General features: G+C 71.6%; 20 protein-coding genes. 10 read left to right on the top strand and 10 right to left on the bottom strand.

The annotated features are described in order from the left end of the window. Positions 1–3 precede the first annotated feature (3 nt). A complete protein-coding gene (locus tag GXW74_RS00385; RefSeq protein ID WP_211844290.1) occupies positions 4–1,068 on the bottom strand; it encodes a ketopantoate reductase family protein in 1,065 nt (354 codons plus the stop codon). Positions 1,069–1,180: 112 nt separating this feature from the next. Here GXW74_RS00385 and GXW74_RS00380 point away from each other — a divergent pair, with 112 nt between their 5' ends. Next, complete coding sequence (locus GXW74_RS00380) at positions 1,181–1,732, top strand: DUF4347 domain-containing protein (protein ID WP_211844289.1); 552 nt, start codon at positions 1,181–1,183, stop codon at positions 1,730–1,732. Between the two features lie 97 nt (positions 1,733–1,829). On the opposite strand, the gene GXW74_RS00375 is transcribed toward GXW74_RS00380, so the two are convergent. The 7 genes from GXW74_RS00375 to GXW74_RS00345 all read right to left on the bottom strand — a co-directional run bounded on the left by GXW74_RS00375 (position 1,830) and on the right by GXW74_RS00345 (position 9,370). Then, positions 1,830–2,099: a hypothetical protein gene (locus tag GXW74_RS00375; RefSeq protein ID WP_211844288.1), complete on the bottom strand. Its 270-nt coding sequence runs from the start codon at positions 2,097–2,099 to the stop codon at positions 1,830–1,832. A 1-nt stretch (position 2,100) separates the two neighbouring features. Next, on the bottom strand, positions 2,101–3,039 hold the full coding sequence (msrP, locus tag GXW74_RS00370; RefSeq protein ID WP_211844287.1) for a protein-methionine-sulfoxide reductase catalytic subunit MsrP: 939 nt from the start codon (positions 3,037–3,039) through the stop codon (positions 2,101–2,103). Between the two features lie 60 nt (positions 3,040–3,099). Next, a complete protein-coding gene (locus GXW74_RS00365; protein ID WP_211844286.1) occupies positions 3,100–4,554 on the bottom strand; it encodes a glycosyltransferase family 39 protein in 1,455 nt (484 codons plus the stop codon). Continuing rightward, positions 4,554–5,657: a glycosyltransferase gene (locus GXW74_RS00360; RefSeq protein WP_211844285.1), complete on the bottom strand. Its 1,104-nt coding sequence runs from the start codon at positions 5,655–5,657 to the stop codon at positions 4,554–4,556. Before GXW74_RS00360 ends, GXW74_RS00365 begins: the two co-directional genes overlap by 1 nt. A 43-nt stretch (positions 5,658–5,700) precedes the next feature. Further along, positions 5,701–7,266, bottom strand: a complete 1,566-nt coding sequence (locus GXW74_RS00355; protein ID WP_211844284.1) for an EAL domain-containing protein — start codon at positions 7,264–7,266, stop codon at positions 5,701–5,703. 290 nt (positions 7,267–7,556) lie between these two features. Continuing rightward, positions 7,557–8,237 carry an NIPSNAP family protein gene (locus GXW74_RS00350; protein WP_211844283.1) on the bottom strand — a complete coding sequence of 227 codons (681 nt, stop codon included), beginning with the start codon at positions 8,235–8,237 and terminating at the stop codon, positions 7,557–7,559. Between the two features lie 68 nt (positions 8,238–8,305). Then, positions 8,306–9,370: a zinc-dependent alcohol dehydrogenase family protein gene (locus tag GXW74_RS00345; protein ID WP_211844282.1), complete on the bottom strand. Its 1,065-nt coding sequence runs from the start codon at positions 9,368–9,370 to the stop codon at positions 8,306–8,308. Positions 9,371–9,552: 182 nt separating this feature from the next. On the opposite strand from GXW74_RS00345, the gene fabI reads away from it, so the two are divergent. The 9 genes from fabI to GXW74_RS00300 all read left to right on the top strand — a co-directional run bounded on the left by fabI (position 9,553) and on the right by GXW74_RS00300 (position 20,794). Continuing rightward, positions 9,553–10,380 carry an enoyl-ACP reductase FabI gene (fabI, locus tag GXW74_RS00340; RefSeq protein WP_456306940.1) on the top strand — a complete coding sequence of 276 codons (828 nt, stop codon included), beginning with the start codon at positions 9,553–9,555 and terminating at the stop codon, positions 10,378–10,380. Positions 10,381–10,385: 5 nt separating this feature from the next. Continuing rightward, positions 10,386–11,039, top strand: coding sequence for a 3-oxoacid CoA-transferase subunit A (locus GXW74_RS00335; RefSeq protein WP_211844281.1), 654 nt, complete (start codon positions 10,386–10,388; stop codon positions 11,037–11,039). A gap of 1 nt (position 11,040) precedes the next feature. After that, positions 11,041–11,691 (top strand): 3-oxoacid CoA-transferase subunit B, encoded by a 651-nt coding sequence (locus GXW74_RS00330; protein WP_211844280.1) that lies wholly within the window; start codon positions 11,041–11,043, stop codon positions 11,689–11,691. Further along, positions 11,688–13,106 carry a bifunctional enoyl-CoA hydratase/phosphate acetyltransferase gene (locus GXW74_RS00325; RefSeq protein ID WP_211844279.1) on the top strand — a complete coding sequence of 473 codons (1,419 nt, stop codon included), beginning with the start codon at positions 11,688–11,690 and terminating at the stop codon, positions 13,104–13,106. The genes GXW74_RS00330 and GXW74_RS00325 overlap by 4 nt, the downstream gene beginning before the upstream one ends. After that, on the top strand, positions 13,106–14,299 hold the full coding sequence (locus GXW74_RS00320; RefSeq protein WP_211844278.1) for an acetate/propionate family kinase: 1,194 nt from the start codon (positions 13,106–13,108) through the stop codon (positions 14,297–14,299). Before GXW74_RS00325 ends, GXW74_RS00320 begins: the two co-directional genes overlap by 1 nt. 48 nt (positions 14,300–14,347) lie before the next feature. Continuing rightward, positions 14,348–16,651, top strand: coding sequence for a DUF3141 domain-containing protein (locus GXW74_RS00315; protein ID WP_211844277.1), 2,304 nt, complete (start codon positions 14,348–14,350; stop codon positions 16,649–16,651). Between the two features lie 81 nt (positions 16,652–16,732). Further along, positions 16,733–17,653, top strand: a complete 921-nt coding sequence (locus GXW74_RS00310) for a hypothetical protein (protein WP_211844276.1) — start codon at positions 16,733–16,735, stop codon at positions 17,651–17,653. Beyond that, positions 17,650–19,764, top strand: a complete 2,115-nt coding sequence (locus GXW74_RS28285; protein WP_211844275.1) for an adenylate/guanylate cyclase domain-containing protein — start codon at positions 17,650–17,652, stop codon at positions 19,762–19,764. Before GXW74_RS00310 ends, GXW74_RS28285 begins: the two co-directional genes overlap by 4 nt. Positions 19,765–19,771: 7 nt before the next feature. Next, on the top strand, positions 19,772–20,794 hold the full coding sequence (locus GXW74_RS00300) for a patatin-like phospholipase family protein (RefSeq protein WP_211844274.1): 1,023 nt from the start codon (positions 19,772–19,774) through the stop codon (positions 20,792–20,794). A 278-nt stretch (positions 20,795–21,072) separates the two neighbouring features. Here the strand turns inward: GXW74_RS00300 and GXW74_RS00295 are convergent, their stop codons facing one another. Continuing rightward, positions 21,073–22,317, bottom strand: coding sequence for a pyridoxal phosphate-dependent decarboxylase family protein (locus GXW74_RS00295; RefSeq protein WP_211844273.1), 1,245 nt, complete (start codon positions 22,315–22,317; stop codon positions 21,073–21,075). Continuing rightward, positions 22,314–22,979, bottom strand: a complete 666-nt coding sequence (locus GXW74_RS00290; RefSeq protein ID WP_211844272.1) for a phosphoribosyltransferase — start codon at positions 22,977–22,979, stop codon at positions 22,314–22,316. The genes GXW74_RS00295 and GXW74_RS00290 overlap by 4 nt, the downstream gene beginning before the upstream one ends. Positions 22,980–22,987 lie beyond the last annotated feature (8 nt).

The raw sequence follows: 22,987 nt of genomic DNA, 5'->3' as shown, positions 1-22,987 counted from the left end.
AGATCAGTTCAGGCGCAGGCCGCGGATCAGCTCCGGGGAAGGCTGTGCCTCGCCGCGCTCGACGCGCTTCACGATCCCGGTCAGCGCCGCGTTCGCCGGCGCAGCGATGCCGAGCTCGGCGCCCCGCGCGACGACGAAGCCGTTGAGGAACTCGATCTCGGTCCGCCGTCCCTTGACCATGTCCTGTCCCATCGAGGCGCGATGCGCGCCGCCGCCGGGCTTCTGCGTGTCGGCCAGGCGCTGCGCGTCGTAGGCGCGGCGCGCCGCCTCGTCGCCCTCGCCGGCGCGGGCGATGATCTCGGGGTCGAGGTGCAGGATCTCCTCGAGGTCGTAGCCGAGCGCCTGGCCGACGCGGATCGCCTCGGAGCCGAGGCGTGCGGCGAAGGCGCGGATGGCATCGTCGGCGGTCGCTTCCTTCGCCACCAGGCCGGTGGCGGCGGCGATGCCGTTCCCCATCACGTTCGCCACCAGCTTCGACCAGCGCTCGCCCCAGAGATTCGGCGTGGTCAGCGCGCTGTCCGACAGCGCCAGCAGGGAAGTGACGAATTCCGCGCGCGGCGAGATGCGGCCGTGCGGCTCGCCGACGCGATAGACCGTGTGCGACGCGCCCGACTTGCCGGCGGCGCGCTTCACCTGCGCCGGGCCTGTCAGCTCGACGGTGATCAGCGAGGCGATCGCGCCGAGCACGCGGCCCCAGCCGACGATGCCGGCGATCGCTTCCTCGTTGATGCAGTTCTGCAGGGAGACGACGTAGCCGCCGGGCGAGAGGTACTGCGCGATCATCGTCGTCGCCCAGGCGGTGTCGTAGGACTTCATGCAGACGAAGGCGATGTCGATCGGGCGCTGCTTCGCGAAGGACTGCAGCTCGGTGATGTGGATCGCGTTCACCGGCACGGTGAACTCGGGCACGTCCTTGAGGTGGGAAATGGTCAGGCCGCGCGCGCGCATCGCCTCGACATGCTCGGGCCAGGGATCGACGAAGGTCACGTCATGGCCGGCCTGCACCATGTAGGCCCCCGCATACCCGCCGACGGCGCCGGCACCCACGATGGCGATGCGTGGCGTCATTCCTGGTCCTCCGAAACGGTTCACCGCGCGCCGGCGGCACTTGATGCAGGATGATCCCGGCAAGAGGCCCGAGGGGCAAGGCCGCTGCCCTCACGCACAGGTCGGAGCAGCCATGAAGCAGTCCGTCGATACTCTCTACCTCCACGATCCGCAGTTCGAATCCGGCGCGCGCGCCTTCAGGGACGACGCCGGCGGCGACTGTGCCATCCATCCCGTGTCATGCCTCGACACGTTGCGCACGGCGCTCGCCTCCTACGCGCAGGTGCGCTTCCTCGTCTTCGACACGCATGGCGTGCCGGGCAAGCTCAGCCTCGCCGACCATGGGCATGTGGACGGGATGGATTTCGGCATGCTGCGGCTGCTGCCGAACGACCTGCTGCGCAAGCAGGCGCGGGTGCTGTTCTACGGCTGCAACCTCGGTGACGGGAAGGAAGGCGACACCTTCCTCGACGAGTTCGGCCTCGCCGCCTTCCGCGGCAAGGGCGGCACGGCGGGGGCGAGCACGGTGTCGAACTTCACGCTCTCGATCGGCCCGTTCAGCACGGCCGGGGTGTGGATGGACATCGGCAACCCCTTCTCGGCGCGGCTGAAGGTGGTGCGCTTCGACGAGGCGGGACACCGCGCCGAGGCGATGAGCGTGAATCGCTGGGGCTCGCCGGACTGAGATTGCGAGGCTCCGCCTCGCGCTCCGCCCGGGGGCCCCGCCCCCGGGACCCCCGCCAGGGGACCGGTTCCCCTGGACCTCCGGGACGGGTGCGGCGTCAGCCCCGGCCCGCCCGCGCCAGGCTGATCGCCAGGAAGACCAGGCCGAGCAGGACCGGCAAGCCCCAGGCCGGCATGGCAAGGATCGGCACGAAGGCGCCGTCCCAGACCTCCGGGAAGAGGTAGCGCTGGATCCCCGCCTGCAGCGCATTGAGCGCGCCGGGATTCACCCTGAACAGCGCCGCACCGAGCTCGTAGCCCCAGCCGAGGGCGAAGCCCATGACGGCGGCGAGGCTGAAGAACAGCAGGGCAATGGTGCGGAGGATCATGTCAGGCCCAGAGTCGTTCGTTCTGCAGGCCAGTATAGAGGTCCGCGACGAATTCGCCGTAGCCGTTGAAGAGGCGTGTCGGGATGCGCTCGTTCGTGCCGATGACGCGCTCGCTCGCCTGGCTCCAGCGCGGGTGCGACACTTCGGGATTCACATTGGCCCAGAAGCCGTATTCCTGCGGCTGGATGCGTTCCCAGAAGGAGACCGGACGGCGGTCCGTCAGCGTGATGCGGACGATGCTCTTGCCCGCCTTGAAGCCGTACTTCCAAGGCTGGTGGAAGCGGATGGGCCCGCCGTTCTGCGGCGGCAGCGGCTTGCCGTAGGCGCCCACCACCATGAACGACAATTCGTTGCCCGCTTCGGCGATGGTGCAGCCCTCGATGTAGGGCCAGGGGTACCAGGATTGCCGCAGCCCCGGCATGACGCCCGGCACCGCCGCGGTCTCGAACACCACGAAGCGGGCGGAGGCGAGCGGTTTCACCACCGCCAGCAGCGCCGAGAGCGGGAATCCCGTCCAGGGCACCACCATCGACCAGGCCTCGACGCAGCGCAGGCGATAGACGCGCTCCTCGATCGGCATGTTCCGCAGCAGGTCGTCGATGCCGAATTCGCGCGGGGTCTCGACCATGCCCTCGACCTTCACCGTCCAGGGGCGCTGGGGCAGGCGCTGGGCCTCGCGGCTGATGCTCTTGTGGCTGCCGAACTCGTAGTAGTTGTTGAAGGTGGTCGCCTCGCGCTCGGCCGAGATGTCGCGGCCGGGCGCGTAGCGGGTGTTGCGCATCGCCGGCGGCAGCGCGGGCGCACCCTGCGCGGCGGCAAGCCCCGGCGCGGCGAGCAGCCCCGCCCCCAGCCCCATCGCCTTGCGCCGTCCGAAGACAAGGTGCTCGGGCGTCGCCTCGGCTTCGGAAATCTCCCAGCCGCGCGGGATGCGGATCGGCATGCGTGGTCCTCCGGTGCGAAACAAGAATCGGCCTTCCGCCCCGGAGTTCAAGCCGCGGCGTCAGGTGCCCGGCCGTGGCAGCACGACGGCGGGTGGCTGTCCCGGCGCGGCGGTGACGCGATGCAGACGATAGGCCTCCGCCTCGATGCCGCGCCGGCTGCGGACAAGGCGCCCCTGCGGCCCCGGCAGCGCCTCGGCGCCGGGCCAGAGGGGCGGTCCCTCGCCTCGCCTTTCGCTGCGGACCAGCAATCCGGTTACGCCCTGCGGCGGTGACGATAGCGTGAAGAGCCGCCAGCGCGGATCCATCGCCACCACCAGCCGGCCCGGCGGCAACCGGAAGGCGAGCAGGCTGGCCAGCCCGTATTCCTCCGCCGCGATGAAGCCGGCTCCGGTGCGGTCGGCGGCGGCGGCAACCTCGGCCACGAAGGCGTCCCAGCCGCCGAGGCGGGCCAGCGTCGGGTCGCTGCGCCGCGGCAGGGACAGCGGCGCGGCGATCGCCTGGAGATAGACCGCCGCCGTCATCGCCCCGCCCAGCACCAGCGCCGGGATACGCAGGCGCAGCCAGGCCGGCGCCTGCAACAGCCCTGCCGCGGCGATGGCGGCCGCCGGATAGAGCACCGCCGGCCAGTTGCCCTGCACCCGGCTGCCCGTCGCCTGCCACAGGAACAGCGCCGCACCGGGCAGCACCAGGGCGGCGAGCAGCAGCGCGCCACCATCCCGCCGGCGCCACCAGGCGATCGCCGCCGCGCCCGCGCCGGCGACGCACAGCAGGAAGACCAGCGGCGTCGCCAGCCCCGCCTGGCCGCCGAGCAGCTCGCCCAGGTAGCGCAGCGCCTGCGCCACATCCCCCGACCCGGCCCGGCCGCCCTGCTTGGCGAAGGAGGCCCAGCCATGCGCCGCGTTCCAGGCGATGACCGGCGCGAAGACGAGCATCGCCACCGCCCCGCCCGCCCAGAGTTGCCAGCGCGCGAGCCAGCGCCGCGCCGCCGGGTCCAGCACCATCCAGATCAGCAGCCCCGCGCCGAACAATACGGCGGTGTATTTGCTCGCCAGCGCGAGCCCGGCGAACAAGCCGACCGCGAGCCACCAGCGGCCATCCCCGCTGCGGTGCAGCCGCGCCGCCGCCCACAGCGCGGCAGTCCAGAAGAAGAGCAACGGCGTGTCGGGCGTCATGGTCACGGCGCCGACGCCGGCGAGCAGCGTCGCGTTGAGCAGCGCCGGCGCCCAGGGGCCGGAGCGGCGGCCGGGCAGCAGGTCCTCCGCCGCCCGCGCCAGCAGGATGGAGCCGAGCGCGAGCGACAATGGCCCCAGCAGCCGGACGCCGAAGGCCGTCTCGCCCGCCAGCATCGTGCCGGCACGGATGAACAGCGCCACCATCGGCGGATGGTCGAGGTAGCCGGCCTGCAGGTCGCGCGACCACACCCAGTAATACGCCTCGTCCGGCGCCAGCGGCGTGACGGCGGCGACGACCAGACGCAATGCCGTCAGCGCGGCGAGGGCCGCGAGCCAGGGCATCAGCGCGGGCGCCAGACCAGGGTGGAGGAAACGGCGTAGTTCCACACCACCGTGAGCAGCGCCCCCGCCCCGCCGGCGAGCCCCCAGCCGAGCAGCCCGTCGCGCACCAGCAGCCCGGCGATGCCGACATTGGCCGCCGCGCCGATGCCGCAGACGACGTAGAACAGCACCAGCCCGCGCAGCAGCCGCGGCCCGCGCAGGCGCCGGTCGCGGTAGGTGATGCGGTTGTTGAGCAGGAAGTTCGCCGTCATCGCGACCAGAGTCGCCGCCCATTGCGCCGGCCCGAAATCCAGCGGCCCGATGCCGTGCAGCAGGCCGAGCGCGACGAGATGCACCAGCACGCCGATGCCGCCGACCAGGGAGAAGGCCATGAAGCGCAGCGGCACGATGCCGCCGAGCGCCTTGTCCGCCAGCAGGCCGCCGAATTCCAGCAGCACGCCGGCATCGAGCTTGCTCTCGCCCGCTTCCCGCGCGCGAAAGGTATAGGGGATCTCGGCGATGCGCAGCGGCCGCCCGGCCGAAAGCAGGATGTCGAGCAGGATCTTGAAGCCGGTCGCCGTGAGCTTCGGGGCAAGTTCCTCGAAGAGCGGCCGCGGCAGGGCGAAGAAGCCGCTCATCGGGTCGGCGACCTTGACCGGCAGGGCGGCGTTGGCGAGCGCCGCGCCGCCATCCGAGACAAGGCGGCGGATGGGCGACAGCCCCTCCCCCATCGCCCCGCCTTCCACATTGCGGCTGCCGATGGCGACCTCGGCCTCGCCGCTTTCGAGCGCGGCGAGCATGCGGGGCAGGATCGTCTCGTCATGCTGCAGGTCGCCGTCGATCACCGCGACATGGGGTGCCGCGGTCGAGAGGATGCCCTCGACGCAGGCGGAAGCGAGGCCGCGTCGGCCGATGCGGCGGATGCAGCGGATGCGCGGGTCGGTCGCCGCGATGGCCTTGGCCCTCGCCGCCGTGCCATCCGGGCTGTCGTCGTCGACGAAGATCGCTTCCCAGGGGATGCCGGCAAGGGCCGCGTCCAGCTTCGCCACCATGGGCGCGACGTTCGCGGCTTCGTTGTAGCAGGGGATGACCACGGCGAGTCGTGGCGGGGCGGGCGCCGTCATGCTGGCTTCCTGCGCCGGCCGGCGCCGAAGGGCAAGCGGCTGGTTAGCCGCCCGGCAGCGCCCCCGGCCGCCCGAACAGGTAGCCCTGGCCGAAGGAGACGCCGAGGTCGCGCATCACCGCGGCCTGCGCCTCGGTCTCGATGCGCTCGGCCACCACCTGGGCGCCGACGGTGCGCGCCAGGTCCACCATGGCGGAGATGAAGCCGCGGTCGCGCTCGCTTTCCGGCGCATGAGTCACATAAACGCCATCGACCTTGACGAAATCCACCCGGAAGGCGCGAAGGTAGCGGAAGGCGGCGGCGCCGGCGCCGAAATCGTCGATGCAGATCGGCAGCCCGCGGGCGCGCAGGGCCTCCACGGTCCGGCGGGCTTCGGCTTCATCCTCGATCTCGGCGGTTTCGGTGATCTCGAGCAGCAGGCGGCAGGCGAGATCGGGCGCCGCCTCCAGCTTGGCGCAGAGCCGGTCGCGGAAGGCGGGGGATTGCAGCGAGAGGCCGGAAAGGTTGCAGGCGATGCGCGCGCCGGCGGCCGCGCGGGCGGCTTCGCAGGCGGTTTCCACCACGGCCCAGTCCAGCGCCTCCGACAGGCCGACCGTCTCGGCCAGGGCGATGAATTCCGAGGCATCCCCATAGGGCGTGCCCGGGGTGGGGATCGGGCGCAGCAGCGCCTCGTAGTGGTGGGCCCGACGGTCGGCGAGCAGGACGATGGGCTGGAAGGCCAGGCGGAAGCGCCGCTCGGCGATGGTACGCCGGAGCGCGGTGGCGCGCTCGGCGGCCGAGGTGACGAACCCCGCGAGCCCACCGGCGAAGCCCGCCTTCTCGAGCGCCGCATCGCCGCCGCGGGCGAAGGCCGACAGCGCGAAGCGCAGCGCCCGCGTCGCCTCGATCGGGTTGAGGCCATCGGACGCCAGGGAGACGGCGCGCGTGCCGATCCTGCCTGGCAGCCCGTGCTGGGCGAGCAGCAGCGCGACATGACCGGCGAGATCCGCGAGATGCGGCACCCCTTCCCCCGGCAGCACGCCGAAGCGGCCGGTGCCGAAATCCGCCGCGACCGCCCCCGCCCCGCCATGCGAGGCCAGCACGCCCTGGATGCGGGCGGCGAGGTCGGCGCGCGGTGCCATCGCCCCGCCATCGCCGGTCAGTTCGATCAGGCCCAGGGCGCCGGGCGCCTCGCCGGTGCGGATCAGTTCCTCGGCCGCGCGGGCGAGGCCGGGACCGCCCGGCAGCGGCCCGCCCGGCAGGTCGTTGGGCAGCGGCGAGAAGGTCAGGCAGAAGCGCCCAGCCCGCCCCGGCGCGGCGAGGCCGGCGACGCTGAAGGGGGAACGCGCCTTGTCGGAGAGGCGGATGGCCGTCGGGCGGATCCGCCCGGTCGCGCTGAGGAGTTCGAGCGCGGTGCCCATGCCCGCGCGCAGGTCACGTGCCACCAGCGCCTGCACCCGCTCGCCGACGAAGCTTCGCCCAGATCGACCGAAGCGCGCCGGGAAGGCGCCCTCGGCGAAGGTGATGCGGCCGTCGGTATCGATTTCGACCAGCAGCTCAGCCGCGGCGAAGGCGAAGGTCAGGAAGCGGTCCGCGGCACTGGGGGCCGGGGGGCGAACGATTTCCTGCATGGTCCTACCGGGTGGCGAAGGATGTCATCCTCGCCGGCCGGGGCTTAAGCGGGGGTGAACCCGCTGCCCTCACCAGGTCCGGGGCGCGCTTTCGTTTGGGGAGAGGCGCCGCGGTTGGGGAGAGGCGCCGCCTCTCCCCAAGCCCCTCTCGGGCCGGGGTGGCCGGGCCACCCCGGCCCCCGCCGGAACGACCGGTTTCCAAAGGCCTTTCGGCCTTTGGCAGGGTGGCCTGGAGGGGCAGCGTCCCTCCGGATGCAACCGTGGTGCGGGAGGGACGCGCCCCCCCGCGATCACTTCACGACCGAGAAGGAGGTCGGCTTCAACGCCATGACGGTCTGCTGCTTCAGCGCGCCGAGCCCGCCCACGAGCTTGCCGAATTCCTGCCATTGCGGATCGTTCGCCATCGCCGTGCGGCGGCGGTCGCGGTCGCCGAAGCCCTCGTAGAGCCACATGAACACGACCTGGTTGATCGGCCCGATCTCGGTGACCGCGAACATCAGGAGCTGCCCGAGCAGCCGCTTCTGCACGGGCAGGCCGATCTCCTCATAGGCCTTGATCCAGGCCGGCATCTTGCCCGGGTGGAAATCGTAGGTGCGGTGATCGACGATCATCCCGCTGCCGCCGATCTCGCGCTTGAAGACGAAGTCCTTCGCGCTGGTGATGGGCGAGAAGCCGGTCGGCTTGAGGAACTTGACCTCCTGGCTCATCAGGCAGCCGGCGGAGTGCTTCTTGAATTCCGCCCATTGCGGATCCGCCTCGCGCGCCGCGAGGCCGGCGTCGCGGGTGTCGATGTCGTCCCAGCCGCGCATGAAGACGAAGCGGTTGATGGGGCCGACCTCGGCCGTGAAGGTGCCGAGCGACGGCGCGCCCAGGGTACGGACCGAGGAGGGGAACCCGTGGTTGGCGAAAGCGTCGAGCCATTGCGGCTGCTTGCCGGGATGGAAGGTGTACTGCCGGTGTTCGATGTACATCGCGTATCCTCTGAATCGCAGGCGCCGCACCATCCGCCGCGCCGCGCCGGGGCGCAACGGGGGGGGGGTCAGGCGGCGGGCAGGATGACGCCCTTGCCGCTGGTCTGCCGGTCGAACAGGCGATAGGCCTCCTCCGCCTGGTCGAGCGTCCAGCGATGGGTGAACAGCCGGTCCACCGGCACCTGGCGTTCCGCCACGTAGCGCGCGCATTCGAACTGCCCGACGGTCGAGAAGGTCCAGGACCCGATCAGCGTCACCTGGCGACGCAGCAGGTCGGGGCTGACGTCGAGGGTGACCTCGCCCCCCTCCCCCACGAAGCAGGCCTTGCCCCAGGTGCGCACGCACTGCACCGCCTGGCGCCGCGCGAGCGGGTTGGAGGAAGCGTCGATCGAGGCATGCGCGCCGAGGCCATGCGTCGCCTCCCTGATCGCGCCGAGCACGTCGTTGGTCTCCGCCGGATTGATCAGCAGGTCGGCGCCGAATTCCTTCGCCCGCGCCAGGCGTTCCGGCGAGGTGTCGAGCGCGATCACCCGCGCGCCCATCTTCGCCGCGATCAGCGTGGCGGACAGCCCCACCGGCCCCTGGCCGAACACCGCGATGGTCTGGTCCCCCGTCAGCCCGAGCCGCTGCAAGGCACCCCAGGCCGTGCCGGTGCCGCAGGAGATGGCGGCGCCGGTCTCGAAGGAAAGCTCGTCGGGCAGCGGCACCAGCGTGCGCGCCGGGCATTTCATGTAGCGCGCATGGGCGCCGTGGCCGGTCGCGCCGTAGACTTCCTTCACGCCCTCGACGCAAAGCTGCATCCAGCCGGTACTGCATTGCGGGCAGACCCCGCAGCCGCGGTAGTGGTGCTGCATGGCGCGCATGCCGATCCAGGCCTGGTTCGGAGCAACACCCTCGCCGATCGCGACCACCACGCCGCAGGGCTCATGCCCGGCGATCAGCGGGCCGGAGGTGGCGCCGAGGCCGAGCGACGCGGTCCGCCCCGGACCGCCCGGCGCGCGATAGAATTTCAGGTCGCTGCCGCACATGCCGGAGGCGCGGATCTCCAGCACCACCTCCCCCGGGCCGGGCGTGGGGTCCGGGAAATTCATCAGCTCGAGCTTCCGGTCCCCGGTAAAGACGACACCTTTCATGCGGCGTTCCTCCTGGGCCGGAAGCGAAGCATCGCCGTGCCGGGCGGTCCAGGCGGCGCATTCTGCTGCGTTGCAACAAAAATGTGGTCGCGGAACGGTGCGGATTTGTCCTACTTCAATGCCGCGTCCTCCCGGACGCGTCATGAGCGGACCAACGCAAGCAGCAAGCAGGGAGCTTCGCCGTGTCCTCGGAACAACGTCCGCGTGACCCGCTGCCCACCGTCTGGGACCCGAACAGCCGCGTCGGCGACATGCTGAAGGGCAAGCGCGGCCTGGTGGTCGGCATCGCCAACGCCGATTCGATCGCCTATGGCTGCGCGGTGAAGCTGCGCGCCTTCGGCGCCGACCTCGCCGTCACCTACCTGAACGAGAAGGCGGAGAAATACGTCCGCCCGCTGGCCGAGCAGTTGCAGGCGGAGATCATCGCCCCGCTCGACGTGCAGCAGCCCGGGCAGCTCGAGGCGCTGTTCGAGCGCATCGCCAGGGAATGGGGACGGCTCGACTTCGTCATCCACTCCATCGCCTTCGCCCCGCGCGAGGACCTGCACGGGCGCGTGGTGGACTGCTCGGCCGAGGGCTTCGCCCAGGCGATGCACGTCTCCTGCTGGTCGTTCCTGCGCATGGCGAAGCTCGCCGAGCCGCTGATGACGCAGGGCGGCGTGCTGGCGACCATGTCCTACTACGGCGCCGACAAGGTGGTCGGGAACTACAACGTCATGGGGCCGGTGAAGGCGGCGCTCGAGGCCTGCGTGCGCTACGCGGCGAACGAGCTCGGCGACAAGGGCATCCGGGTCTTCGCCGTCTCCCCCGGTCCGCTCAAGACGCGCGCGGCGAGCGGCATCGCGCAGTTCGACGAGCTGGTGCAGATGGCGATGGAGCGCGCGCCCGCGCACCGGCTGGTGGACATCGCGGAGGTCGGGCGCGTGGTCGCCTTCCTGGTCGGTGGCTCTTCGTCTGGCATGACCGGCGACACGATCTACGTCGACGCCGGCCTGCACAACGTGGCGTGAGCACGATGCGCAAGGCTCTCACGGCGGACGAGGCGGCGGCGCTGGTCCCGGACGGCGCTTCGGTGATGATCGGCGGCTTCATGGGGGTGGGTTCGCCCCATCGCGTGATCGCCGCGCTGGCGGCGCGCGGGGCGAGGGGCCTGACGGTCATCGCCAATGACACGGCGCGGCCAGGCCACGGCATCGGCGTGCTGATCGATGCCGGCTGCGTCGCGCGCTGCATCGTCAGCCATATCGGGCTGAACCCGGTGACGCAGAAGAAGATGATCGCCGGCGAGATGGAGGTCGAGCTGGTGCCGCAGGGCACGCTGGCCGAGCGCATCCGCGCCGGCGGGGCCGGCCTCGGCGGTGTGCTGACGCCAACCGGCCTCGGCACGGTGGTCGAGGACGGCAAGCAGCGCATCACGGTCGATGGCCGCGACTACCTGCTGGAGAAGCCGCTGCGCGCCGATGTCGCGCTGCTGCACTGCTACGAGGCCGACTACTACGCCAACCTGACCTACCGGCTGACGGCGCAGAACTTCAACCCGGTCATGGCGATGGCGGCGAAGATCGTGATCGCCGAGCCGGACGAGGTGGTGCCGATCGGCGTCATCCCGCCCGATCATGTCCGCACGCCGGGCATCCTGGTGACCCACCTCGTCGAAAGGCCGCACTGAGATGGACGCCAAGGAGATCATCGCCCGCCGCGTCGCGCAGGAGCTGCGCGACCGCACTCTGGTGAACCTCGGCATCGGGCTGCCGACCATGGTCGCGCGCTACGTACCCGAAGGGATGCTCGTCGCCTTCCAGAGCGAGAACGGCATCATCGGCTTCGGCGCCCGTCCGCCGGAAGGCATGGAAGACCCGAACCTGACCGACGCCGGCGGCGGCTTCATCTCCGCCCTGCCTGGCGCCTTCGCCTTCGACAGCGCGACCTCCTTCGCGCTGATCCGCGGCGGGCACCTGGCGATGACGGTGCTCGGCGGGCTGCAGGTGGATGCCAAGGGACGACTCGCGAACTGGATGGTGCCGGGGAAGATGGTCGCCGGCATGGGCGGGGCGATGGACCTCGTCAGCGGCGCGAAGCGGGTGGTGGTGGCGATGCAGCACGCGGCGAAGGGCGAAGCGAAGATCGTCCCCGAGTTGACCCTGCCGCCGACCTCCGCCCGGCCGGTGAGCCTGGTGGTCACCGACCTCGCCGTGATCGAGCCGACGCCCGAGGGGCTGGTCCTGCGCGAACGCGCGCCGGGCGTGGCGCTGGAGGAGATCCTCGCCGCCACCGCCGCCCCCCTCATGTTCGACAACGACGTTCCGGAGATGACGCTGTGAGCCTCACCGCCCCTGCCCTGGTCGGACGTTCCTGGGATGACATCAAGGTCGGCGAGAGCGCGAGCGCGACCCGCGTCTGCACGCCGAACGACCTGGTGGTCTTCGCCCATGCCTCGGGCAACCTGAACCCGGTGCACCTGCCCGGCGAATCGGAACAGGAAACCGGCCAGGCGCCGGTCGCGCCCGCCATGTGGTGCGGCTCGCTCTTCTCCGCCGTGCTCGGCAACAAGCTGCCCGGGCCGGGCACCGTGTATCAGTCGCAGGAGCTGCACTTCCATGCCCGCGTGCAGGCCGGCGAGGCCGTGGTCGCGACCGTAACGGTGCGCGAGAAGCGGCCCGGCAACCTGCTCGTGATGGACTGCCGGCTGGTGAAGGAGGACGGAACGCTCGTCGCCGACGGCACGGCGGAGGTCAACCCACCCGCGGTGAGGCTGGTGACCGACGGCGTCGTCATCCCCGAGCTCACCCTGCTGCGGCGCGGCAAGTTCTCCCGCCTGCTGCAGGCCTGCCGCGGCATCCCGCCGATGCCGACCGCGATCGCCGCGCCGACCGACGAGAACTCCCTCGGCGGCGCCTGGGAGGCGACCAAGGAGGGCCTGATCGAGCCCATCCTGGTCGGGCCCGAGGCGGTGATCCGCGCCGAGGCGGAGAAGCTCGGCTGGGACCTGTCGGGCGTGTGCATCGAGGCGGTGGCGAGCGCCCACGACGCCCCCGCCCGCGCCGTCTGCCTGGTGCATGAAGGCCGCGCCGAGGCGGTGATGAAGGGCAACATCCATTCCGACGAGGTGCTGCGCCACGTCACCAAGGCCGATGGGGGCCTGCGCGCGGGCCGGCGGATCAGCCACGTCTTCGTGCTCGACATCCCCGGCCACGAGGGGCTGATGCTGATCACCGACGCGGCGATCAACATCCTGCCCGACCTCATGACCAAGGCCGACATCGTGCAGAACGCGATCGACCTCGCCAACGCGATCGGGATGAAGGAACCGCGGGTGGGCATCCTTTCGGCGGTCGAGACGATCAACCCGGCCATTCCCTCGACGATCGACGCCGCGGTGCTCGCCAAGATGGCCGATCGCGGCCAGATCAAGGGCGGGCTGGTGGACGGGCCGCTCGCCATGGACAATGCGGTGGACCTGGAGGCGGCGCGCACCAAGGGCATCCATTCCACCGTCGCCGGCCGCGCCGACGTGCTGGTGGCGCCCAATCTCGAGGCCGGCAACATGCTGGCGAAGCAGCTCGTCTTCCTCTCCCAGGCCGATACCGGCGGGCTGGTGGTCGGCGCCAAGGTGCCGGTGATGCTGACCAGCCGCGCCGACGACGAGCATGCGCGGCTGATGTCCGCGGCGCTCGCGGTGCTCTACGGGCATTGGCGGCGGACCGGGCATTGCCTGGTGCCGGAGCTCGGCGCGTGATGAGCGACGCGGTCCTCGTCCTCAACGCCGGCTCCTCCTCGATCAAGTTCGAGCTGTTCGAGGTCGTCGGCGACCATGCCGAGACCCGCCTCGACGGGCAGATGGAAGGCATCGGCGCCTCCCCGCACCTGATCGCGCGCGATGCGCGGCGCCATGTGCTCGCCGACCACCGCTGGCCCGGCCCGGATGTCGCCGACCATGTCACGGCGCTGGTGCGCATCATGGAGGGCATCGGGCCGTCCATCGAGGGACGCCGCATCATCGCGGTCGGCCATCGCGTGGTGCATGGCGGGCCCGATCTCGCCGACCCGATGCTGGTGGACGATGGGGCGATGGAGCGGCTGCGCGCGCTGATGTCGCTCGCGCCGCTGCACCAGCCGCACAACATCGCGGGCATCGAGGCGGCGACGCGCCGCTTCCCCGGCGTGCCTCAGATCGCCTGCTTCGACACCGCCTTCCATCGCGCCCATGCCTGGGAGGCCGATACCTTCGCCCTGCCGCCCGATTTCTACGCCCGCGGCATCCGGCGCTACGGCTTCCACGGCCTGTCCTACGAATACATCTCGCATCTCCTCGCCGAGGAGGAGCCGGCGCTCGCCGCCGGGCGCGTCGTGGTGGCCCATCTCGGCAACGGCTCCTCGCTCTGCGCCATCCGCAACGGGCGCAGCGTGGACAGCACCATGGGCTTCACCGCGCTCGACGGCGTGCCGATGGGCACGCGCTGCGGGCAGATCGATCCCGGCGTGCTGCTGCACCTGATGCTGACGGAAGGCATGGATGCGGCCGACCTCACCGGGCTGCTCTACGGCAATGCCGGCCTCAAGGGCATGTCCGGCATCAGCCAGGACGTGCGGGACCTCGAAAAGAGCGAGGATCCCCGCGCCGCGCAGGCGCTGTCCTACTACGTCTGGCGGGTGCGTCGGGAGATCGGCGCGCTCGCCGCGGCGCTCGGCGGCATCGACGCCCTGGTCTTCACCGCCGGAATCGGGGAGAACGCTCGCAACCTGCGGGCGCGGATCTGCGACGGCCTCGGCTTCCTCGGCATCGCCGTGGATGCCGAGCGCAACGCCGCCAATGCGCCCGAGATCTCGTCGCCCGGCGCGGCGACCCGTGTCCTGGTGCGGCCGACCGACGAGGAAGGCATGATCGCCCGGCACGTGCTCGCTTTGCTGCAGCGCAGCGAAAACGCTTGAACCAGCCCCCCTCGGGCGGGCAGAGACGGCCGTAGAACGGAGTTCCCCATGGACGCCACACCGAGCCTGCCCACGCGCGAACTGCTGGACAAGGCCACCGAGACGACGACACGCGTGCTGGACCAGGTGCGCACGCTGGCCGAGGTGGTCGGCCGGCATGGCGCGGCCCTGCTGCCGCCGGCGCCGGGCACGGCCGCGCCGGCGCTGAAGGATCTCGCCGCGCGCTTCGCCCGCACGCCGGCGACGCTGGCGCAGGACGCCCAGGCCTATGCGACCGACGCGGCGCAGCGCTGGCTGCTGTTCTGGGACGTGATGCGCCAGGCGGGGAACAACTTCGTCGAGCATGAGAAGGCAGGCTGCCCGCCGGTGCTGGTCTTCGACTACGAAACGGTGGTGGATGGCCGCAAGCTGGCCCGCCCGGTCAACTACGCGCTGGTACGCATCAAGCCGCCCGAGGGCTACCCGGCCACCGACCCGGCGCTGCGCCCCTTCGTCATCATCGATCCGCGCGCCGGCCACGGCGCCGGCATTGGCGGCTTCAAGAGCGACAGCCAGGTGGGCGTCGCGCTGCGCCGCGGCCATCCTGTCTACTTCGTCATCTTCTACCGCGAACCGGAGAAGGGGCAGACGATCCTCGACGTGACGGCGGCCGAATCGGTCTTCCTCGCCCGCATCGCGCAGGACCACCCCAAGGCGCCGAAGCCGGTCGTCATCGGCAATTGCCAGGGCGGCTGGGCGACCATGATGCTCGGCGCCGCCGCCCCGGAATCCGTCGGCGCGCTGGTGCTGAACGGCGCCCCCCTTTCCTACTGGGCCGGTGAGAAGGGGCGCAACCCGATGCGCTACCTCGGCGGGCTGGCCGGCGGCGGCTGGCCTTCCTCGATGATGGCGGATCTCGGCAACGGCAAGTTCGACGGCGCCTCGCTGGTCGCGAACTTCGAGAGCCTTTCGCCCGGCAACACCTGGTTCCGCAAGTATTTCGACCTCTACGCGCAGGTCGACACCGAAGCCGACCGCTTCCTCGAATTCGAGCGCTGGTGGGGCGGCTACTTCCTGATGACTCGTGACGAGATCCGCTGGATCGTCGACAACCTCTTCATCGGCAATCGCTTCTCCTCCGGCCAGATCGCCTCCGGCGGCGGCGAGACCTTCAACATGCGGGAGGTGAAGGCGCCGGTCATCGTCTTCGCCTCCTCCGGCGACAACATCACGCCGGTCGGCCAGGCGCTGCGCTGGATCGCCGACGTCTATCGCGACGAGCAGGAGATCAAGTCGCTCGGCCAGACCATCGTCTACCTGCTGCATTCCGAGATCGGCCATCTCGGCATCTTCGTCTCCGGCAAGATCGCCAAGAAGGAACACACCGAGATCGCGACAACGCTCGAGATGATCGAGGCGGTCGCGCCGGGCCTCTACGAGATGCAGATCACCGGCCATGCCGGCAGCGGCAGCAACGAGGAATGGCAGGTCGAGCTCGTCGAGCGGAAGATCGCCGACATCCGCGCCCTGTCGGGCGAGGCGGGCAACGAGGCCTTTCCCGCGGTCGCCAAGATCTCGGAGATGAACCAGAGCCTCTATGACGTCCTGGTCTCGCCCATCGTGCGGCAGCTCGCCACCGAGAACGGGGCCGAGATGCGCCGGCAGCTCAGCCCGATGCGCATGCGGCGCTACATGTTCAGCGACCTCAACCCCTTCATGATGCCGGTGCGGGCGATGGCCGCCATGGCGCGGGACAACCGCGCCCCGGCGGCGGCGGACAACCCCTTCCTCGCGATCGAGAAGGCCTGGGCCGACAGCGTCGAGCGCAGCATCGACGGCTGGCGCGACAGGCGCGACGCCTGGATCGAGACCGCCTTCCACGCCATCTACGGCGGCCTCGCCGCCATCGGCGTCACCGGCGACGACGAGGCGGCGGAGGCCGAGGCGGCGCGCCGCTCGGTCTCGGTCGAGCCGGCGCAGCTCGCCGATGCCCGCAGCAAGGTGGCCGAGGGCGGCTATGCCGAGGCGGTGATCCGGATGATGATCCTGCTGGCCGATGCGCGCGGCGGCGTGCGGCGCTCGCGCCTCGCGCGGTCGAATGCGCTGCTCACCACCGAGGCGCCCTTCGTCGGCATGAGCCCCTCGGCACGCCAGGCGATCATCCGCGAGCAGACCGTCATCGTCACCATGGCGCGGGAGGAAGCGCTCGCCGCCCTGCCCACCCTGCTCGCCGCCGCCGCCGACCGGCGCAAGGCGCTCGCCACCGTCGAGCACGTGGCGGGTCCGGAGGAGGAACTCGGCGACAAGGCGCGCGAGATGCTGGGCCGCATGCGGGAGACGCTGGGCCTCGGCCCGCAGGCGGCGGTCGCCTGATCGCGGTGGCCCCCATGCGGGGGCTTTCCAGGAACGTCCCCCGGCGGGCTAGGATGGGCCCGTCCACCTCCGGCGGGGGTCATGGCCGCACCGGCCGAGACGAGCAACGACGTATTGGACCGCGCCTTCCGCGAGCCCGCGCCCCTGGCGGCGCTCACGGCCGCGGAGCAGGTCCTGATCGCGCGCCGCGCCGGCCCGCCGCGGATGCGTGCGGCCGTTGCCGAGGCGCTCGCGGAAGCCACGGGCAGGCCGCCCGCGCCGTCCCCCCTGACCCGGGCCGCCTTCGCCATCGCCGATGCGGTGGAACGCCACGGCGCCGCCTTCGCACCAGGGACCGAGCCCGCCTATCACGACCGCCACCATCAGGCGGAGGCGGCGATCGCCATGGGGTGGCTCGCCGGGGCCGCGCGACGGCTCGGCCTGATCGACACGGAGGAAGCCGAACTCGCCGTCGCCGCCATGGCCGCGCATGACCTGCTGCATGACGGGCGCGTCTACACGGAGCGCGGCGCGCTGGAGCGCCGCTCCGCCGAGGTGGCCGCCGCCATCGCGGCGCAGCACGGCGTGCCGCCCGAGGCCATCGCGGAGCTGCGCCGCATCATCCTGGCGACGACCTGGCCCTGGGCGGAGGAGGAGGCACCCGACCTGCTCTGCCGCCTGGCGCGGGAGGCGGACCTGTTCGGCAGCAGCCTGCCCAACCTCGGCCTGCGGTTGAGCCGGCTGCTGGCGCTCGAACTCGAAGCGGCCGGGCAGCCGGCGGCGGAGACCGTGGCGGGGCACGTCGCGCGCCTCGCGCTGCTCCGGCTGATGCCGCCGCCCTCCCCGCCGGCGCAGGCGCTCGGCCTCGGTGCGGCGCGGGCGGCGCAGATCGCCACCTATCGCGAGGCCGCGGCACGCCTCGGCCTCGCACCCGCGACGCCGGAGGCGGGTGCGGCCGCGCTCGACACCATGGACCCGGCGGATGCCGAGGCATTGCTGGCCTGGGCCGGGGCGGCACCATGAGGCTGCGGCCGCACCTCAACTTCACCGTCACCATCCTCACCGCCTTCAGCCTTGTCTTCGTCGCCGCGGTCGCCATGGTGGTGGTCGGCTTCCGCGACGCCGGATCCCGCGCCGCGCAGGAGACCGCCGAGCGCCACCTCGCCGCCGCCGCGGCCGCCACGGCGGCCAGCACGCGCGGCCTGATCCACCCGCTGCTCGGCCATGCCGCCGTGCTCGCGCGCATGCCGGCCGAGGCCGGCGCGGCGCTCGAACCTGCGCTCGGGGCATTGATCGCGGAGACCCCGGTGCTCGCGGTCAGCGTGGTGCTGCCCGACGGTGCGCTGCATCAGGTGCTGCGGCTCGCCGCGCTGCCCGAGGGCGCCGCGCCGGCACCGCGCCCCACCGGCGCGGTCTTCGCCATGCGGCGGGTGCCGGCGGAGGCGGCGACGCCGGAGAGCTGGACCTTCCTCGACGCCCAGGGCGGACCGCGCGGCCGCGCATTGGCGCCGCGCGGCGCGGGGGATGCGCGAGGGCTGAGCTGGGTGCTGCAGGCGCGCGAGCCAGGCGTGCATGTCTCCACGCTCTATGACCTGCCGCTGCTCGGCCGGCCCGGCCTGACGGTCAGCCATGGCCTCGCCGGCGGCGGGGCGGTCGGGCTCGACCTGGCGCTGGCGGATCTCGGCGGCTTCCTTGCCGCCCACAAGGTCAGCCCGAACGCGATCACGGTGCTGTTCACCGAGGACGGCATCCTGCTCGGCCACCAGGACCCGCAGCACGCGGTGCAGCCGGCATCGCAGGGCGGGCGGACCAGCTGGACCACGCTGGCGGCGAGCGGCGATCCGGCGATGCGCGCGCTCTGGAGCGCCTATGCCGAGGCACGGCTCGCGCCGGGCGGGATGCACATGCTGCCGATCGGTGGCGTCGACCACATGGTCCACCTCGCCGCGGTCGAGGATTTCGTTGCTCCGCGCGTGCTCGCCGGCGTGCTCGCGCCGCTGTCCGACTTCACCGCGGGGATCGACCGCGGCATCCGCAACGGCACGCTGCTCGCGCTCGGCGCGCTGGCGATGGGGCTGGTTGGCCTCGGTGTCGTCTCCTGGCGGGTGGCGCATCCGCTCGGCATGCTGGCGCGGGAGGCGGAGGCGATCCGCCGGCTCGACCTCGCGCAGCCGCTGCAACTCCAGTCGCGCATCACGGAGGTGGAGCGGCTGGCGGAGGCGATGGGCGGCATGAAGGCTGCGCTGCGCCTGTTCAGCGTCTATGTCCCGCGCGACCTGGTGCGCAAGCTGATGGCCGAGGGCGCCGAGGCCGAGCTCGGCGGCGAGCGGCGGCGGCTGACGGTGATGTTCAGCGACGTGCAGGGCTTCACCAGCATCGCGGAGCGGATGGACCCGGAAGAACTGATGCGGGTCACCTCCAGCTATTTCCAGGAGCTCACCGACGACCTGCTCGAGCAGCACGCGACCATCGACAAGTATATCGGCGACGCGGTGATGGCGATCTGGAACGCGCCGAAGCGCGACCTCGCGCATGCCCTGCACGGCTGCCGGGCCGCGCTGCGCGCCCGGCTGCTGACGCAGCGGCTGGAGGAGGAATTCGCGGCCCGCGGCTGGCCGCGGCTGCACACCCGCTTCGGGCTGCACACCGGGGAGGCGGTGGTGGGCAATGTCGGCTCCTCCGACCGCATGGCCTATACGGCGATCGGGTCGATGGTGAACCTCGCCTCGCGGCTCGAGGGCATGAACAAGATGTACGGCACGCAGATCCTCGTCTCGGAGCAGACGCGGCTCGGCGCCGGCAGCGGCTTCGTCTTCCGCCCGGTGGACCTGGTGCTGGCCAAGGGCACGCAGGACCCGGTCGAGGTGCATGAGCTGGTCGGTCTGTCGGTCGCCGCCGATCCGAAGGATGCGCCGCTGCTCGCCGACCCCGCGCTGGTGGCGCGGCTGCCGGCCTGGGGCGAGGCGATCCGCCGCTGGCGGGCCGGGCAGTTCGACGCCGCCGCCGCGGCTCTGCGCGAGGCCGGCGACCCGGCGAAGGATCCGCTGGTCGCGGCCTATGCCGCGCGGCTCGCCCGCTATCCCGGCGGCCGGCCGGACGACTGGTCGCCGGTGACGCGGCTCGACAGCAAGTAGGACCCGCATGACGCAGGGGAACCGCAAGAGGATCAAGCTCGCGCTGCAGGGCGGCGGGTCGCACGGTGCCTTCACCTGGGGCGTGCTCGACCGGCTGCTCGCGGACGACCGGCTGGAGGTCGAGGCGCTGGTCGGCACCAGCGCCGGTGCGATGAACGCGGCGATCGTCGCCGACGGGCTGATCGCCGGCGGCCCGGCGGAAGCGCGCCGCATGCTCGACGCCTTCTGGGAGGGTGTCGCCGACATGTTCACCCTGTCGCCGGTGCAGCCGACGCCGATCGACCTGATGTTCAGTCCCGGCAACATGGATTTCTCGCCGGCCTGGCGGATGGCCGACGTGCTGATGCGGCAGTTCTCGCCCTATGAGCTGAACCCCGGGAACCGCAACGGGCTGCACGAGCTGATCGAGAAGGTGGTGGATTTCGCCCGGCTGCGCAGCGCGCCGGGCCCGGCCCTCTTCGTCTGCGCGACCAACGTGCTGACCGGGCGGCTGCGGGTGTTCGAGCGCAGCGAGATGAGCGCCAACGCGGTGATGGCCTCGGCCTGCGTGCCGCTGCTGTTCCAGGCGGTCGAGGTGGAGGGCCAGCACTACTGGGACGGCGGCTATTGCGGCAATCCGCCGATCTTTCCGGTGATCTACATGGGCGGGGCGCCGGATATCCTCATCGTGCAGCTCAACCCGATCAACATCCCCGAGGTGCCGCGCGACATCCGCGACATCGTCGACCGGATGAACACGCTCGCCTTCAACTCCTCCCTGATGCGCGAGATGCGCATGATCCGCTTCGTGACCGACCTGATCGACAAGGGCGAGCTGCCGAAGGACCGTCATCTGCGCTGCTTCATCCACACGATCGACGCGGAGGAGGAGCTGGCGTCGCTGAACGCATCGTCCAAGATGAATGCCAGCCGCGGCTTCCTGCATCATCTGCGTGAATTGGGCGTGCAGCGGGCGGAGCAGTTCCTCGCCGCGCATTTCGACGCGATCGGCGAGAGATCCTCGACCGATATCGTCCACAAGTTCCTGTAGCGGCATGGCGCGCGGGGCTGGTGGGCGGCCGAGCGCGAGGCCAAGTCGCTGATGCCGGGTCAGCCGAATGGCTGGCCGGTATCATACGAGCGGCACGAGTTCTTCACTCGTGCCGAGGCCGCGACGGGCACCCAGTCACGTTGCCTTGCAACGTGACTGGGCATCCGGAATGCGGCCCGCCGGTGGTCCGGCGAAGCCGAGCAAACCGGAGGTTTGCGCCCGGCTTCCGAGGGCACGAAAAGGCGGATATCAGCGGTCGCGAATAGCCGCCGTTGGCATCAGTAGGTCCGCTCGTTCGCGCCCATGCGCGCGCCCTCCCCCGCCCGTGCGGCGCCGACGGCGCGGGAGACGGCGGCGACGTAGTCCTCGGCGAAGCGGCGATGGATCGGGTTGAGGTGCAGGTGGATGCCATCGGGCTCCTGCTGGCGGCCGACCAGCCAGCCTTCGGCATCCATCGCCGCGGCGACCTTGCCGATGTCGAGCGCCGGATCGACCGAGCGCCAGACGAAGATGCCGAGATCGCTCGGCGCCAGGATCTCGAGCCCCGGGATCGCTGAGATGCCGGCGGTCATGATCGTCTTCGCCTCCATGATGAGGCGGGCGCAGCGGAGATAGCCTTCCTCCCCGAGGTGGCTCATCGCCGCCCAGGCGGCGGCCACCGCGCCGCCGGGCCGGGTGCCCTGCGTCGTGTAGGCGGCGTAGGGTCCGCGCTGCCAGGCACGGCTTTCGAACTTGTGCCATTCGCGGTCGGCGGCATCCGCAACCAGCAGCAGGGAAGCACCCTTCGGCGCCATGCCGTGCTTGTGGATGTCGGCCGAGAGCGAGGTCACGCCCGGCACGGAGAGTTCGAACGGCGGGATGTCGTGCCCGAGACGCCGGACATAGGGTGCGAGGAATCCGCCGACGCAGGCATCGACATGCATCCACACGCCGCGCGCGGCGGCGAGCGCCGCGAGCTCCGGTATCGGGTCGAAGGTGCCGAAGGGGTAGTTCGGCGCCGAGCCGACCAGCGCCACGGTGTCGGCATCCATGCGCGCGGCCATCGCGGCAACGCCGGCGCGCAGGGCGGGGCCGACGGGCACGCGGCGTGCCTCGATGCCGAGCGCCTCGGCCGCGCGGTCGAAGGTGAGGTGCGCGCTGTCAGGCAGGACGATGTTCGGCCGGGTGACGCGACGCCGCGATCGCGCCCGGTTCCGTGCCGCCATCAGGGCGAGGAAGATGCTCTCCGACCCGCCCGAGGTGAAGGTGCCGCCCGATGCCGCGCCGCCGCCCAACAGCGAGAGCGCCATGGCGATCACCTCCTCCTCCAGCGACTTCAGGCTGGGAAAGGCGCGCTGGCCGAGGTTGTTCTCCGTCCAGAAGGCGAGATAGGCTTCCTGCTGGACGCGCTCCAGCTCCTCGTCGAGCCAGTAGAAGTAGACGGCGAGCTTCCCTTGCCGCCAGGAGCGGTCGCCGCGCTTGCGCTCCTCGAGTTCGGCGAGGATCGCCTGGCGCGGCAAGCCGCGCGCCGGAATGGTCGTCATGGCTGGGGCGGTCCTTCCGCGGCGGCGAGCAGGGCGAGCACCTCCTCGTCCTCGAGCTGGTGGAAGTCGCCGTAGCAGCCACCGATGCCGAAGGGGATGGAGGAGACCTCGGCGCAGACGATGCGGTCGGCTTCGGCGGAGAGCGAATCGATGCTCTCGCGCGGCGCGACCGGGATGGCGAGGATGAGCGGCGCCGCGCCCCGCCCGCGCAGCGCGCGCAGGGCGGCGCGGGCGGAGGCGCCGGTGGCGAGCCCGTCATCCACCAGGATGGCGGCGCGGCCGCGCGGATCGAGCCGTTCGCGGCCATGCAGATAGACCGCCTGGCGGCGCGCGAGCTCCTGCGCCTGCTCCGCCTGGATGCGGGACATCTGGGCGGGCGTCAGGCCGCAGAGGGTGACGACATCCTGGTTCAGCACCGGTTCCGCCGCGCCTTCGGCGAGGGCGCCGAAGGCGAGCTCGGGCTGCCAGGGCACGCCCAGCTTGCGCACCAGGAAGGGCTGCAAGGGCGCACCGAGCGCCGCGGCGATGGGGGCGGCGACCGCCGCACCGCCGCGCAGCAGGCCATAGACGATGGGCCGGTCCAGCCCGAGGTCCCGCAGCAGGGGCACCAGCCGTTCGCCGGCCTCCTGCCGGTCCCGGAACAGCGTGGACCGCCAGGCCATGACGCGCC

The sequence above is a fragment of the Neoroseomonas eburnea genome (genome assembly GCF_018129005.1).
Taxonomy (GTDB): domain Bacteria; phylum Pseudomonadota; class Alphaproteobacteria; order Acetobacterales; family Acetobacteraceae; genus Neoroseomonas; species Neoroseomonas eburnea.
Note: the sequence above shows the minus strand (reverse complement) of the source record. Positions and strands in the feature narration are given on the sequence as shown.

Excerpts from the sequence above, each read along its gene's own strand:
- GXW74_RS00330 (WP_211844280.1), top strand. The coding sequence starts at position 11,041 with ATGGACGCCAAGGAGATCATCGCCCGCCGCGTCGCGCAGGAGCTGCGC.
- GXW74_RS00360 (WP_211844285.1), bottom strand. The coding sequence starts at position 5,657 with ATGACGGCGCCCGCCCCGCCACGACTCGCCGTGGTCATCCCCTGCTAC.
- GXW74_RS00345 (WP_211844282.1), bottom strand. The coding sequence starts at position 9,370 with ATGAAAGGTGTCGTCTTTACCGGGGACCGGAAGCTCGAGCTGATGAAT.
- GXW74_RS00315 (WP_211844277.1), top strand. The coding sequence starts at position 14,348 with ATGGACGCCACACCGAGCCTGCCCACGCGCGAACTGCTGGACAAGGCC.
- GXW74_RS00295 (WP_211844273.1), bottom strand. The coding sequence starts at position 22,317 with ATGACGACCATTCCGGCGCGCGGCTTGCCGCGCCAGGCGATCCTCGCC.
- GXW74_RS00290 (WP_211844272.1), bottom strand. The coding sequence starts at position 22,979 with ATGGCCTGGCGGTCCACGCTGTTCCGGGACCGGCAGGAGGCCGGCGAA.
- GXW74_RS00385 (WP_211844290.1), bottom strand. The coding sequence starts at position 1,068 with ATGACGCCACGCATCGCCATCGTGGGTGCCGGCGCCGTCGGCGGGTAT.
- GXW74_RS00365 (WP_211844286.1), bottom strand. The coding sequence starts at position 4,554 with ATGCCCTGGCTCGCGGCCCTCGCCGCGCTGACGGCATTGCGTCTGGTC.
- GXW74_RS00380 (WP_211844289.1), top strand. The coding sequence starts at position 1,181 with ATGAAGCAGTCCGTCGATACTCTCTACCTCCACGATCCGCAGTTCGAA.
- GXW74_RS00375 (WP_211844288.1), bottom strand. The coding sequence starts at position 2,099 with ATGATCCTCCGCACCATTGCCCTGCTGTTCTTCAGCCTCGCCGCCGTC.
- GXW74_RS00300 (WP_211844274.1), top strand. The coding sequence starts at position 19,772 with ATGACGCAGGGGAACCGCAAGAGGATCAAGCTCGCGCTGCAGGGCGGC.
- GXW74_RS28285 (WP_211844275.1), top strand. The coding sequence starts at position 17,650 with ATGAGGCTGCGGCCGCACCTCAACTTCACCGTCACCATCCTCACCGCC.
- GXW74_RS00320 (WP_211844278.1), top strand. The coding sequence starts at position 13,106 with ATGAGCGACGCGGTCCTCGTCCTCAACGCCGGCTCCTCCTCGATCAAG.
- msrP (WP_211844287.1), bottom strand. The coding sequence starts at position 3,039 with ATGCCGATCCGCATCCCGCGCGGCTGGGAGATTTCCGAAGCCGAGGCG.
- GXW74_RS00350 (WP_211844283.1), bottom strand. The coding sequence starts at position 8,237 with ATGTACATCGAACACCGGCAGTACACCTTCCATCCCGGCAAGCAGCCG.
- GXW74_RS00335 (WP_211844281.1), top strand. The coding sequence starts at position 10,386 with ATGCGCAAGGCTCTCACGGCGGACGAGGCGGCGGCGCTGGTCCCGGAC.
- GXW74_RS00310 (WP_211844276.1), top strand. The coding sequence starts at position 16,733 with ATGGCCGCACCGGCCGAGACGAGCAACGACGTATTGGACCGCGCCTTC.
- GXW74_RS00355 (WP_211844284.1), bottom strand. The coding sequence starts at position 7,266 with ATGCAGGAAATCGTTCGCCCCCCGGCCCCCAGTGCCGCGGACCGCTTC.